This is a genomic window from Phormidesmis sp. 146-33 (genome assembly GCF_052939515.1).
Genome location: NZ_JBJPHU010000152.1, coordinates 1 through 14072 on the forward strand (window position 1 = coordinate 1; position 14072 = coordinate 14072).

The 14072-nt window shown below is 48.0% G+C and carries 14 protein-coding genes; all 14 read left to right on the top strand.

From position 1 onward, the window contains the following. On the top strand, positions 1-1448 hold a 1448-nt coding region (locus tag ACJ2PR_RS32175), incomplete at its 5' end, for an iron uptake porin (RefSeq protein ID WP_446880062.1). A gap of 64 nt (positions 1449-1512) precedes the next feature. Then, the gene (locus ACJ2PR_RS32180) at positions 1513-3606 is read left to right on the top strand and encodes an iron uptake porin (protein ID WP_446880063.1); all 2094 of its coding nucleotides are present in this window, start codon (positions 1513-1515) and stop codon (positions 3604-3606) included. A 343-nt stretch (positions 3607-3949) separates the two neighbouring features. Beyond that, on the top strand, positions 3950-4390 hold the full coding sequence (locus tag ACJ2PR_RS32185) for a nuclear transport factor 2 family protein (RefSeq protein WP_446880064.1): 441 nt from the start codon (positions 3950-3952) through the stop codon (positions 4388-4390). Positions 4391-4697: 307 nt separating this feature from the next. Next, on the top strand, positions 4698-5120 hold the full coding sequence (locus ACJ2PR_RS32190) for a nuclear transport factor 2 family protein (protein WP_446880065.1): 423 nt from the start codon (positions 4698-4700) through the stop codon (positions 5118-5120). Positions 5121-5241: 121 nt separating this feature from the next. Next, on the top strand, positions 5242-5673 hold the full coding sequence (locus tag ACJ2PR_RS32195; protein WP_446880066.1) for an ester cyclase: 432 nt from the start codon (positions 5242-5244) through the stop codon (positions 5671-5673). Positions 5674-5728: 55 nt separating this feature from the next. Then, a complete protein-coding gene (locus ACJ2PR_RS32200) occupies positions 5729-6145 on the top strand; it encodes an ester cyclase (RefSeq protein WP_446880067.1) in 417 nt (138 codons plus the stop codon). 81 nt (positions 6146-6226) lie between these two features. Next, entirely contained in the window at positions 6227-7090 is an 864-nt protein-coding gene (locus ACJ2PR_RS32205) for an ester cyclase (RefSeq protein WP_446880069.1), read from the top strand. Between the two features lie 231 nt (positions 7091-7321). After that, positions 7322-8929 carry a phytoene desaturase family protein gene (locus ACJ2PR_RS32210; RefSeq protein WP_446880070.1) on the top strand — a complete coding sequence of 536 codons (1608 nt, stop codon included), beginning with the start codon at positions 7322-7324 and terminating at the stop codon, positions 8927-8929. Further along, positions 8929-9750, top strand: coding sequence for an alpha/beta fold hydrolase (locus ACJ2PR_RS32215; RefSeq protein WP_446880071.1), 822 nt, complete (start codon positions 8929-8931; stop codon positions 9748-9750). Before ACJ2PR_RS32210 ends, ACJ2PR_RS32215 begins: the two co-directional genes overlap by 1 nt. Continuing rightward, on the top strand, positions 9747-11276 hold the full coding sequence (locus ACJ2PR_RS32220) for a GMC family oxidoreductase (protein WP_446880072.1): 1530 nt from the start codon (positions 9747-9749) through the stop codon (positions 11274-11276). Before ACJ2PR_RS32215 ends, ACJ2PR_RS32220 begins: the two co-directional genes overlap by 4 nt. Positions 11277-11297: 21 nt before the next feature. Further along, positions 11298-11690: a nuclear transport factor 2 family protein gene (locus ACJ2PR_RS32225; RefSeq protein WP_446880073.1), complete on the top strand. Its 393-nt coding sequence runs from the start codon at positions 11298-11300 to the stop codon at positions 11688-11690. Positions 11691-11786: 96 nt separating this feature from the next. Continuing rightward, complete coding sequence (locus ACJ2PR_RS32230; protein WP_446880074.1) at positions 11787-12185, top strand: ester cyclase; 399 nt, start codon at positions 11787-11789, stop codon at positions 12183-12185. Positions 12186-12331: 146 nt separating this feature from the next. Then, positions 12332-13315 carry a zinc-binding dehydrogenase gene (locus ACJ2PR_RS32235; RefSeq protein ID WP_446880075.1) on the top strand — a complete coding sequence of 328 codons (984 nt, stop codon included), beginning with the start codon at positions 12332-12334 and terminating at the stop codon, positions 13313-13315. A 16-nt stretch (positions 13316-13331) separates the two neighbouring features. Next, positions 13332-13925, top strand: coding sequence for a DJ-1/PfpI family protein (locus ACJ2PR_RS32240; protein ID WP_446880077.1), 594 nt, complete (start codon positions 13332-13334; stop codon positions 13923-13925). The last annotated feature ends 147 nt before the right edge of the window (positions 13926-14072 follow it).

The following is a 14072-nucleotide window of genomic DNA, read 5'->3' on the forward strand; positions in this document are numbered from 1 at the left end:
ATGTCAAACCGTCTGATTGGGCTTTTCAAGCGTTGCAGTCTTTGGGCGAGCGCTACGGTGTGATCGAAGGCTATCCCGACGGCACCTTTAAGGGCAATCGCGCCATGACTCGCTACGAATTTGCTGCGGGACTCAACGCCGCCCTCAATCGGGTGAATGAACTGATCGAAGCGGGCATGTCCGATAAAGTCTCTCGCGCCGATGTCGAAACATTGGACAAACTACAAAAAGAATTCTCTAAAGAACTGACGACCTTAAGAGGCCGAGTCGATGCCCTCGAAGGCCGCACTGCTCGACTAGAAATGTTTCAGTTCTCCACCACGACAAGGCTATCAGGACAAGCAATTTTTGCTGTCAACGCAGGTCTGCAAAACCGCAACGATGACGACCCCAACGCCATTTTTATTAGTCGTGTGCGCTTGACGTTGGATACCAGTTTTACGGGACGCGATCGACTCCAGACCCAGCTACAAGTCTCGACCGGAACGCCCGTTTTGCGATCGAGCCAGTCTCCCGGTGTTGCCTTTGATGCGGCGGACTATTTAGCGGATGCTTCTAGCGGATTGTTCTATTCGCCGACGACAGGCAATGGCTTTCAACTCAATCGATTGAGCTATACCTTTCCGGTTGGTAACGACTTGTCGATCGTGCTGTTTCCTCGCGGCTTTGCCTCCGACTATGTAGACTTCAACACCTACTCCAACAAGCAGTTTGACAACGCCAACAACTTCTCGACTACCGTTCTGACGAGCAACATTTTGCTATTTGGTCGTGACTTTACGGCCTCTGGTGCCGCCGCGATTTGGCGACCCAAACAAGGAGCCTTTACCTTTAGAGCCGTCTACGCTGCCCAGGATGCGACCGTCACCAATCCAACAGGTTTGACCACTTTACCAACGGGGTTGGGATCAATTACCGATGCTTATGGCAACCCTCGCAACAACCGACGCGGCGGACTATTTGGCGATCCCTACGTGGGTATTGTCGAAGCGGAATATTCACCTTCTAAGCGGTTTGCGGTGCGGTTTCAATACGCGAATGGTGAAGTGGGCGGCAGAAAATATACAGCGTTTGGGGCCAATGCTGAGTACGCTTTTTCGGAGAATTTCGCGATCTTTGGTCGTGTGGGATATTCGCCTAACTTCTTCCCCAATGCCTTTTTTGGCGGTGCAAAACCGAGCTATTGGCAGGCAGGCGTGGCCCTTCCTAATTTGTTTGTGAAAGATGCGCTGGCGGGTTTGTCGGTTGCCCAACCGTTAATCTTTCAGGAAAACGAAGTTCAGACGAGCGTTACGGGAACGCAGACTAACTACGAACTGTTTTACAACTACCCGGTCAGTGCTGCAATTCGGATCACGCCCCTGATTCAAATCATCACCGACCCCCTCAACAACCGAGAACGAGGAGCCATCTTCACCGGAACCCTGCGGACGGTTTTCTCCTTCTAGCTGCCTCGGAGCAAGGTTTACAACGTTCAAGAAATTCAGTTGAGAAAAGCCAATGGGTATCGGGATGAAGTCGCCAAAAGATTGGCGCAGATCATTACTTTTACACGCCACATTATTGAATCCGATCGCGCTAACTGCCATTCTGTTGATTGCTAAAGTTGCCAGCGCAGAATCATTGCCTCCAAGAAGTTCAAATGCTACCGCTACAGCGTCATTACAGACTGTTGAAGACTACGCGAAAGGAAACGTTCAAGGTGAAAACGCTGCCTTAAATCAGGTTGATCAGTATGTGAACGAAAGCAGCAAAGATGCCGCGATCGCCAATCAAAATCGTCAAACCCAAAATCCACTTCTCAACCAGCTTGATCAATACGCCTACGAAGGCGGCGAAGATCAGTCCTTAGACATTCCCATCAATCGTAAAGTGGGACTGACGGAACTCGAAAAAGCAAGCACTTTAGACTGGACATTTGACACCAGCGACCCCGAAGAAGATTTGGCAACTACGCCGATCGCTCAAGTCACGTCTGTCGCTCAAATCATCGATGTCAAACCAACTGACTGGGCGTTTACAGCACTGCAATCTCTAGTGGAACGATATGGCTGTATTGCGGGCTATCCTGACAAAACCTTTCGCGGCGTTTACCCCAGAGGGGGAACTGCTTCGCAACGTGCCCTCACCCGGTTTGAATTTGCCGCCGGACTGAATGCCTGTCTCGATCGCATTAACGAACTCGCTGTCACCGCGACGAGCAATCTTGTCGCCAAAGAGGATCTCGTCACCCTCGAAAAACTGCAAGCCGAATTTGGCACAGAAATCACAGCCCTCAAAGGACGAGTCGATCTCTTAGAAGCCAGAACTCGCAAGTTAGAGACCGATCGCTTTTCCTTCACTTCTAAACTGTTTGGGTTAGGCTACTTCAACTATTCAGCGTTGTCGGGTGCGAATGGCTTGGTGCGAGAAGTTGGATTTCGCAGTGTACCGTCTGGAGCGAATGTGCGATCGGCTCCACTCACTCAGCGCGTCAAAAACCCCAACGCCACCTCTAGCGGATTGGTTTGGCTTAACCTGGGATCTTCTTTCACCGGAAAGGACTTGCTGATTACTCAATTGGCAATGGGACAGGGCATTTCACCCGCCAACTTTGTCACCTCTGCGACCTCTACGATCAACAGTACGGGGATTCCGTTTACCGATGCAGGCGCGTATCTCGGCCCTGGTGCCCCCGTTGTTTTGCGAGAACTCGCCTATGAATTTCCGGTGTTAGGCAATGGTCGTCTAGTTGTTGGGCCGAGAATCAATTGGTTCCGCTTTTTTGATGCCAACCCCTTCACTTTTTTTGCAACAGGAACGACCTCACTGAACTCGATCGCAGGCACCCTGACCAATGATGTAAGGCGCGGTGCTGGAGCGATTTTGATTTCCCCTTTAAGTCCTAAACTCGACTTGCGCCTGGGCTATCTTGCAGAAGGTAATGAATATGGCAGCCAAAATCTTTTGCCCTTTAACTCAGCTTCTAGCCCCGCAGAAGGACTGTTTGGCGGCACGAATAGTCTAACGGTAGAACTCACCTACAAGCCTGATCCAGCCTTGAATTTTAGGGTGATGTACAGTCGGGCTAACAGTCAGGCCAGAACTCAATTTTTGGACAATCAAGTTCCGGTGACGAGTCCTGTCAAACTGGTAAGTGGGGCACCGATCAATGGATTGGCTGATGATGGATTTGGCGGCGGATTAAACAATGCTCAGTCCAACATTTTTCAGGTCAATTTTGATTGGCTGCTCAATCGGCGAGTCGGAATTTTTGGGCGGTATGGATTTGCAGATACGCGGCTGAATGCTCAGATCAAGTCGCGCAGTGGCAATATCAATACACAGTCTTTTCAGTTTGGTTTCACAGTTCTAGACTTGTTTAAGCGAGGCGCACAGGGAACCGTTTCTTTTGTGATGCCGTTCAATTACACTAAGGGGCGCGACTATCTAGTTTCGGGAGCAGGCGACGGCGGAATTCAATATGAACTAGAAGGCGTTTACTTTTACCCAGTGACGAATAACATTGCGATCGTCCCCAACGTGCAGTTTATCTTCAACGCCAACAACTTCAGCAGCAATCCAACGATCGCTATCTTCAACATTCGCACTCAGTTTAGTTTCTAACGGTAGAGCGAATTCAATATCAGGCAGGTGAGAGAAGCTGTAGCTGCTTTTCCGCCTGCTTTTTGCAATCAAGAACTTTGAACTTATCTAACTTGCCTACTTCAACAAACCTGTCAGTATTATTGCGATCGATGATAACAATAAAGTAAATTTTCTCTGTAGACCTACTTAAAACTACGGATGTAGCTTCGGTATATAACAAGGATGCTAGTTGCGTAGAATTCAGGATCTAAATAAGCTTGTGAGCGACGACCGCTGACCTTCTCAATCAGTAGAAAGTTTTGAACAGCAATACTTTTAGACTTTATTCAGCAGCTACTATCCACCTATTCGCAGGAAACTTATGAGTAATTCGGCTGCACTGACTCAAACCGAACTTCAAGAATTTGCTGAAGCCTGGTATCAAAAGCTTGATGTGCATGAACCCTTGGAAAACTACTTACCTCTGTTGGCAGAGGATGTCGAAATGGTTTTTCCAGAGGCAACGGTTCGTGGATTTGCAGGGTTTACAGGCTGGTATGAGCGCGTGGTTAGCATCTTCTTTGATGAAGTTCATACCGTCAAAGATGTCAAAATCATTTCCACTTCTGAAGATACAACCGATGTCAAAGTGGTCGTCAAATGGGAAGCCAGCGTGTGGAATGCTCCCGAACCCTACAGCAAGCGTATTGTTCTTGATGCTCACCAAACCTGGACAGTCAAGCGATCGACGCTAGGCACTCCCGTTGTCGCCACTTACATTGTTGATGAATTGAAGTACTACGAAGGATCAGCCACGTTGTAGAGATATTAAACATTAGACTCGAAACCTGTCTTGTCTTGAGTCCAAAGTTTTTCCCCAGTTGTAAACTTCTGTGAATCCTTTCCCATCTTGTTGCACTGCTGCCTTAAGTGGGAACACTCAAACAAGATTCAGATTTCGTAAAGCTTTTCCATAAGTGGGTGTTGGGCGAATACCCTCAGTGGGAATACAGAGTCCGTCAATCGAGTTCTTGAGGCGGCGTAAAGGGACAACTTTTTGTCTGCGATCGTCTCACTCGATCTTCTATTTTTCAATCAATTCCTATTTCTCAGCAGCATCAGGAGCGGCTATGTCTTCGAGTGTCGAAGTTGTTGAAAAGATGTATCACTGCTTTAAGTCAGGCGATATGGCTACCCTCAAAGCAGAGGTCTTTGCAGAAGATTTGAAGTGGCACCTACCCGGACACCACCCCCTCGCGGGAACCAAACACGGCGTTGATGAGGTTCTCGCTTTTTTTGGGCGTTTGCGAGGTTTAGGGCTGCAAGTAACGCCGATCGGCATGGGTGAATTGAACTCTGGCACGGTCGTTGAAATGTATCGGGCAACAGGTGATGTGAATGGCACAAAACTACAAGCGTTGAACTGCAATCACTACACCGTCGAGAACGGCAAAATCACCGAAGTACAAGTGTTAATGGCTAACCAGCACGGCTACGACGCTTTCTTTTGGGAAGCTTACCATTTGAAACCGATTCCTGATCGTTTGGTCTAAAGAGACTGAAGACTAAAGACTTTAGACAAGAGACTAGATTCTTGAGTGTTCCAAGTAGTTCAAAGTCTAATGTCCAACATGCCATGTTCAACACTCCATTATGCAACTAAGGAACAAAACAATGACTCCAACTGAAGAGCGAAATATTGCTTGCTTTACTCGATTTATTGAAGAAGGCCTGAACCGGAAAAAGATTAGCGATATTGCTGACGAATTTATCAACGGCAACATTGTTATGGAAGCGCCCGGTGTACCTACCGCAGACGGCAGACTCAAGGGTAACGACATTTTCAAATTCTTCACCAGCACATTCGTCGATTCATTCCCTGATGTGAAATGTGCGATGGCGTACTGCATTGCTCAAGGTGATGCACTTGCAGTTGACGTTTTGTATGAAGGGACTCACGCAAAAGACTTCGCTGGCGTTCCGGCAACCAATAAATATATTAAAGGTGGCGAACTCTGGTACATGCAGTTTGCCAATGGCAAAATTCGTCACCTGAGAATCTGTGAATATGGCACCCCGCTTCGCGCCATGTTGCTCGGTGAATAATCAGCTAACTCAAACTTCTTAACCTCTACCTGCAAACCTTTTTGGAGAAACATTCATGAACCCCGAAGATTCTAAATCTACACTCGCAACGCTATTTGACGAAGTGTTGACCCAAGATCGTCAAGAACTCATTGATGAGCTATACGACGAAAGCTATGAATTTATCGTCCCCAAGCTGGCAGGCATGACCAGCAACGTTGTCCAAGGGCGTGAGAATTTCAAAAAGCGAGTGACAGCGTTCCGCAATTCTTTTCCTGACGTGGTTTACTCCATTGATAGTTTTGTTTCTAATGGTGAGATTGTAGCGACAAGCTTCACGTTCAGCGGAACGCATACAAATGAGTTTGCAGGATTTCCTCCTACTAATCGTCGCGTTAATGTCACTGGCATTCACTTTGCTCAACTCAGAGACGGCAAAATTATCAAAACCTGGGCTGGCTTCACCAACATCGCAGAAGTATTAGCAGCATAGTTTTTTTGAGGGTCGTTCTCTGTACTAGTTGCATGATAAGTGACCCATAATTTCAATGACGATGAGCAAGGAGCTACCCCAATGTCTATTGAAGAAAATAAGGTGCTAGTCAATCGTTACTACACCGAGCTAATGAGTACGGGTGATTTGAGCTTTGTCGATCGCTACTTCGCCCCCCAATTTGAGTTCACAAATCCCACCCACACCGAGCCGTATCGCGGGCAGGAATTCAAAGATCTCGTGACGATGTTGCGCGGTGCTTTTCCCGATCTCAAGTTCACGGTTGAACACATGCTGGCTCAGGGCGATACCGTAGTCGGACACTGGACAGCACGCGGCACCCACAAAGGCACTCCACTCAAAACTCTAAAAGGCGACATTCCCGCCAAAGGCAACCCGTTTGTAATTGACGGCATCTCCTGGATTCGGATTGAGAACGGCAAGTTTGTCGAAGCTCGAATCAATGAAGATACCCTCGGACTATTGCAGCAAATCGGTGCCCTGCCTGCGCCTCCCGAGCCTCCAGAGTTACCGATCGACCTCAATGAAGCAGTGGTCGATCGCTACTTCAACGAGTTAATGAATCAGGGCAAGTTAGAAATTATTCCTGAAATCATGACCGAAGGTGTTACCTTTCGCATTCCCACCTTACCTGAACCGATTCGCGGTCACGATGGTCTAAAAGCATTCGTCACTGGGTTACGAACTGGTTTCCCTGACATTCAGTTTAGTGTTGAGCGTCAGATTGCTGAAGCTAACAAAGTAGCCTCTCGCTGGTATATCACTGGAACACATAAAGGCATGTTTTTAGATATGCCCGCGACAGGTAACGCTATCAAAGATCAAGGTGTTGACATTTTCATTCTCGAAGGCGGCAAAATCGCAGAGATTTGGGTTAACGAAAATGATCTCGGCTTGATGAAACAGATCGGTGCGTTTGGCTAAAAAAGCCTTGAATTTTGCGTTGGGATCATGTCTCAAAGTGGCTGATTGACTAACAAATTCCTTCAGGTAGGTTGGATTGAACCGGGTCAAACTCAACGTGAGAAAGGCTTCTGTTGGTTTTCGCTTTGCTCAACACCAACCTACAGAAAATGACGGCTTCAGGAGTTGTGTTAATCCACCATCTCAAAGTCATGAATTCCCTGCATCCCTCATCCCTCTGAGAACCTGCCCATGAAATCCTACGATGCCATTATTGTTGGGAGTGGCCCCAACGCGCTCGTCAATGCTGCTTATTTGACCAAAGCAGGCTGGAGCGTTTTGATTTTAGAGAAAAAAGACCGTCCCGGTGGCGGTTTACGAACGGAAGCCCTGACGCTACCTGGATTCACTCACGATATCTATGCGGGCTATCTAATCCTATTTGCGCTGTCACAGGCGAATGTTGATTTTGGTGCAGATCTACAAGCTCGTGGACTGCAAATGATCGGTACTCAGCGTCCGGCTGGTGTGTCGATGCCCGGAGGCAAAGCGGCGGTGATTGCAACCGACATGGACGCAAACATTGCAGAAGCAGAACGGCTGTCTCCTGGCGATGGGGCTGGCTGGATGCAAATGATTCAAACGATCGGGCAATATGCCCCCCAAGTCTTCAGTTTGTTGAAGATGAATCTGACCAGTCCCGAAGCGGCGAATTTGATCGAGCAGTTGATGACGATCGACGGCAAATATCCCGCCGCCTTCACCAGTGATTTTCTCGTTTCTGCTAGAGACGTTTTGACCTCGCTGTACAAATCTGAGACGTGGCAAGGCATTCTCGCACCCTGGGTGTTACACAGTGGTCACGGGCCCGAAGATGCCAACAGTGGTTTTTGGACACATATCTTTGCTTTGGGTCTTCAGTCGGCTGGACAATTTGTGGCAGTGGGCGGGACAGAAATGTTAGCGAAATCGCTGGTAAAACTGATTGAAGATCAAGGTGGAGAATTCCAGTGTGATACGACCGTTAGTAAAATTATTGTCGAAAACGGTAAAGCGGTTGGAGTCAGAACGGAATCAGGAGAAGAATACCGCGCAAGTCGGGCAGTGATTGCTACAGCGAATCCTGATCAACTGTATTTAAAACTGCTGGCGGATGAAGAAACTGTTCCTGCGATCGTCAAACAACAAGCGAGTAAATTTCGGTACGGTCACAGTGTGTTTCACATCCACTTAGCGTTAAACGAATCGCTTCGGTGGCATGACGATCGCCTTAACGATGTCGTTTACACTCACATTACCGATGGCATTGACGGCGTTTCTAAAAACTATAACGAAACCACTCGTCATCTGTTGCCTTCTGAACCTGTGATCGGCGTGGGAAGTCCGACAATTCTCGATCCCTCGCGTGCGCCAGAAGGTAAAGCCGTCGCCGTTTTGCAGGTGTTGGATGTTCCCTACCAATTCAAAGGAGATGCGGCGGGAAAGATCAAAAAGATTGGCGATGGAACCTGGACAGAGGACATGAAAAAGCGGTACGCCGATCGCGTGATTGACCTCGCCAGCAAACACATTCCTAATCTGAAGGATGCCATTTTAGCGCAATCAATTCTCAGTCCGCTCGATGTCGAAAAGGGCAACGTCAATTGGAAATATGGCGATCCTTACAGTGGTGCTCATGACATTGCACAGAGCTACTTAATGCGTCCGATTTCAAGTCAGCCAAGCCATCAAACAGGGGTGCCAAATCTCTACATGATCGGAGCGGCAACCCATCCTGGATTGGGCATTGGGGGCGGTTCTGGTTACATCGTGGCTCAGGATTTGCTGAACGAGACGAAAACTAACCAAGGAAAGAAATAATGGCACAGGCAACAGCCGCCGGAAATGTGCGGATTGACTACGACGATTTGGGGCAGGGCGATTCGGCGATCCTGCTGATGACCGCCTGGTGTATGAGTCGATCGGGCTATGGTCAACTTGCTCAAAAGTTAGCGAAAAATAATCGCGTTCTCACCTTTGACTGGCGCGGTCACGGAAAGTCTGAAACGCCCACGGGTGACTTTGGCGCAAACGAGTTGGTCGAAGATGCGATCGCGGTCATTCAAGCCAGCGGTGCCCAAGAAATCACGCTCGTTTCGATGCATCATGCGGGATGGGTCGCGATCGAGCTTCGTCGTCGATTAGGCTCCAAAATTGCGCGAATTGTTCACCTCGATTGGGTTGTGTTTCCGCCGCCCGACCCTTATATGAATCTAGTTCGAGAACTGGCTTCGCCTGATGGCTGGCAACAGGCGCGAGACACGCTGTTCACGATCTGGACAAATGGCATTCCCAATCCGCCTGAGTTGGTGAGCTTTATCAAAGAAGAAATGGGATCTTATCGCGGTGAAATGTGGATGCGATCGGGTCGCGAAATCGCCGCAGGATTTGATCAGTTTGGTTTTCCGCTTCAAGCGCTGGCCCAACTCAATCCACCCGTTCCGACACTACATCTTTACGGACAGCCCAAAGATCCCGGTTACCTGGTCGCACAGCAGGATTTTGCGTTTAAGAATTCCTGGTTTAGCGTTCATCAACTTAATGCAGAATCATTCTTTGCCCAATTCGATGCTGATGATGAAATTGTCACCGCTGTGGAAGAATTTCTTGTCAAATCCATTCTCTCTGCGGAGGCAGTATGAGTAAATCTTTTGACTGCACTTTTGATTACATTATCATTGGTAGTGGTGCAAGTGGCAGCGTGATCGCTAATCGGTTAAGTGCAAATCCTGACTGTCAAGTTCTGGTACTCGAAGCAGGTGACGCAGACAAAGACCCCAACATTCAAAAAATGGGCAGCTTTGTCAAACTGTGGGGATCAGAAGTTGACTGGAAGTTAATCACCGAGAGCCAACCTGGACTGGGCGATCGCTCCATTGTGATTGATCAAGGCAAGGTATTAGGTGGCAGCACTTCGATCAATGCGTTGATGTATGTGCGCGGCAATCGTCGTAACTTTGATGCCTGGGCTGCTGGTGGCGCAACGGGTTGGAGCTATGACGACGTTCTCCCCTACTTCAAACAATTAGAAGATTACGAAGGCGGCGCGTCTGACTATCATGGCGCTGGTGGCCCGCTAAAAATTCGGGATTGTCCAGAAGCGATCATGCGATCGGACGAATTCATGAATGCTGCGGCTCAAATCGGATATGACGCGCACTGGGATTACAACGGCGATCGTCAAGAAAATGGGGCAGGTCTGCTGCAATTTCACGTTGATGAGAATGGCGATCGAGTCAGTGGTGCGACCGCTTTTCTAAAACCTGTATTGAATCGTCCTAATTTGACGCTAGAACTGTGTGCAGAAGTGACTCGGATTCTCACAGAAGGCACTCGCGTTGTCGGCGTGGAATATGTGCAAAATGGTGAATTAAAGCAGGCGCGATCAGCTCAAGAAGTCATCCTCAGTGCAGGCGCATTGCACTCTCCCAAAATTCTCATGCTGTCTGGAATTGGTGATGCAAAACAGTTAGCGTCACTCAACATTCCTGTTGTCGCTGACCTGCCAGGAGTCGGACAAAATCTGCAAGATCACATGCAGTTACCGATCGTCTTTCGCACGAAGGATGATCGACCCAAGCCTGATCTGCTCACTGGGAACACGCTGTTTGTCAATACTCGCAAGGATCAGTCCGATCAAGCACCGGATTTGCAGCTTAATTTTACGCCTGCGGTTCCCGTTCAGCTTCCGATTAACTTTGGTGTTCCAGCTTGTATCTTTCTAGCAATTTTAGTGCAGCCAGAAAGCATTGGAGACGTGAAGTTACGATCGAGCAATTACCAAGATCAACTCATCATCAATCCCAATTACTTACAGTCTGATGCAGATGTAAAAACTTTTGTCTCTGCCATTCATTTAGCCAGAAAAATTGCAAACACTCCAGCATTCTCAGCGTTGAATATTGGCGAGCTTGTTCCGGGTGAGTTGAATGATGAAGCGATGGAAGGATTTATTCGATCGCAAGCCTCCACAATCTGGCACCCGGTTGGAACTTGCAAGATGGGAACCGACGATCGCGCCGTGGTTGATCCCCAGTTACGAGTGCGAGGTGTCGAGGGGTTGCGGGTTGCAGATGCTTCAGTAATGCCGATCGTGCCTAGTGGCAATACAGTCGCAGCCTGTTTCATGATTGGCGCAAAAGCAGCCGATTTGATTCTGTCTAAATAACGAATACAAGGAGAAAACACAGTGGAAAACGTACCCAATACTCGCTTAGGCAAACTCTATCGAGAACACATCGAACTCATTCTCAAAAAAGATATTGAAGCGCTTCTCGATCAGTATACAGAGGATGCTCTATTAATCAGCAGCTTCATGAAAGAGCCAAAATATTACCAGGGTCGTGATCAGTTGCGCGAACACATGCAGGGCATCTTGGGAATCGAAGGCTTAGAAACTGATATCGCATTCTGGGCAGAAACTGAGAATCCTGAAACGCTGATGATTGTTGAAGCCATCACCATGACGGCAGGCGGACAGGAAGCCAAAATGCGTTTTGCTGATAGCTGGGTGTTGCGCGACGGTAAGATTGCCATTCACTTTGCGGGCATGACCCAATATCCCGACGGTTCGGTAGCGTAAAACGCCTAAGCGTTGAATCGTGACTAGATTCCCATCTACAGGCTTCAACAATTACTAACGGTAACAATTCCAAACTCATTATTTCAGAGGTTTATCATGTCTACAGCAACACAATCCGTCGCCCAAAGTTTCTACACCGTCTACAACGAAAACAAGCCCGATTTGTTGGACGAAATTCTCGCGGATACTTACGTTGGTCATGTAAACGGTCACGATATCGTTGGCGCAACTTCCGCAAAAGGATTCATCGTCGGATTTTTGAGCGCTTTTCCTGACGCACATTACACCGTTGAAGACACGATCGAGAGCGGCGATCGCATTGTCACTCGCTGGGTTTGCACAGGCACCCAAAAAGGCGCATTCTTTGGCATCGAACCTACTAACAAACAGGTCACCATGATTGGCATCACGATTTTTCAGGTAGTTGACGGCAAAATTGCCCAACTCTGGAACAACTGGGATGTCTTTGGCTTGATGAATCAACTCAAGGGCTAATTGAGTTTTGAGTTTCAGGTTTTGGGTTGATGAATGCTGTGCGAACAGTTTAATGATAAAAGCTAAAACGCTAAACTTGCACAGTCAACACAAAATCTGAAATTCAAGATATATCACTCAGAACTCAATCCTTAAAATTATTGATCATGAAAGCACTCATTCTCGATAAACCTGGATCACCAGACACCTTCTACGTGTCAGAGATGCCCAAACCGCAACCGGGGGAAGGAGAAGTGCGGATCAAAGTCCACGCTGTTGGACTCAACCCAGCCGACTATAAATTTGCGCGTAGAGGCATGAAAGCCTGGACATATCCGTGGATTTCAGGGTTAGATGTCGCAGGTGTTGTCGAGGCGATCGGGCCCAACGTCACAAACTGGAAGATTGGAGATGCCGTCTACTATCACGGTAACTTAGCGAAACCAGGTGGCTTTGCCGAATATACGATCGCCAGTTCTCACGCAATTGCGCCCCTTCCCCAAGGGCTGTCGTTTACAGAAGCGGCCGCGTTGCCTTGCTCAGGATTTACAGCGTATCAGGTGTTGCATCGCAAGCTGCATTTACAAGCCAGACAAACGATTTTGATTCATGGCGGCGCGGGTGGTGTAGGCGGATTTGCAATTCAATTAGCGGTGATCGCTGGTCTCAACATCATCACGACTTGTTCTCCCAAAAACGCCGACTGGGTGCGTAAATTGGGCGCAACTGAAATCATTGATTACACCTCGGAAGATGTGCCAGCTGCGATCGCTAAAATCACCAATAGTAGAGGCGTTGACGGCATTATCGATACGGTGGGATCTGATAGCGCCACAACGGGATTGGGAATGCTGGCGTTTGGTGGCGGGATTGCTTGTGTGAATGGGTTGCCCGACTTTAGTCAGATGCGATCGTTTGGCAAAGCGTTATCTGTTCACGATGTGGCGCTCGGTGGTGCCTATTTGGAGAAAGACGTTCAAGCACAGAAAGATTTGGCGCGGATTGGGCAAGAATTTGGCGAACTTGTCACTCGCTATCAGATCAATTCTATGTTAGACGAAGTGATTCATTTAGAAGACATTTCCCAGGCGTTAATGCGGCTGTCTCAGCGTCACGTTCGAGGCAAGATCGTCGCCCAAATTCAGCAGTAGCAAAGAGGTGATAGCCATGAAGCTGAAAGGCAAAAAGATTGGCATTTTAATGGAAAGTGATTTCTTTGAACATGAGATCTGGTACTACAATTTTCGGTTCAAAGAAGAAGGGGCAGATGTGCGGTTTTTGACTCGCTTGTGGGGTCAATCTTCTCTAACCTTCAAAGGCCACGAATATCATGCACCGTTTGAGTGTCACGAGAGTTTTGAAAACATGAGTGTGCAAGAACTTCGCAGCTATTCGGCGATTATTGTCCCAGCGGGGATGGTGTCCGATCGCCTCCGATGGACAGATGACCTGAGCAAAGAACCGCCCGCTTTGGAGTTTATGCGTCGTGCCTTCGCCGAAAAAACCATTATTAAAGGGATTATTTGTCATGGCATGTGGCTACTCTCCCGCGCTCCCGAATTGGTCAAAGGTCGTCGCGTTACTTGTCACAATAACCTCTACGGTGATGTTACAAACATGGGCGCAATTTATGTCGATCAAGATGTAATTGTTGACTTCCCAAATTGGCCCGAACCTGCTGATTTAGTCACGGCTCGAAGTGGAGGACAATGCCATTTGTTCGCCAAACAAATCATCAAGATGCTGTCAGAAACCCGGTAGAAAAGTTTTGAGGTTTGAGCTAATTCTTTCTCCTCACTTCTCACTCCCTACCTTCTTTAACTTTAGGAAAAACGACGATGCAAATTTTCTCTCAACTAGCAATTACTTGTAAAGACGCGATCGCCACCGAACAGTTCTATACAAAAT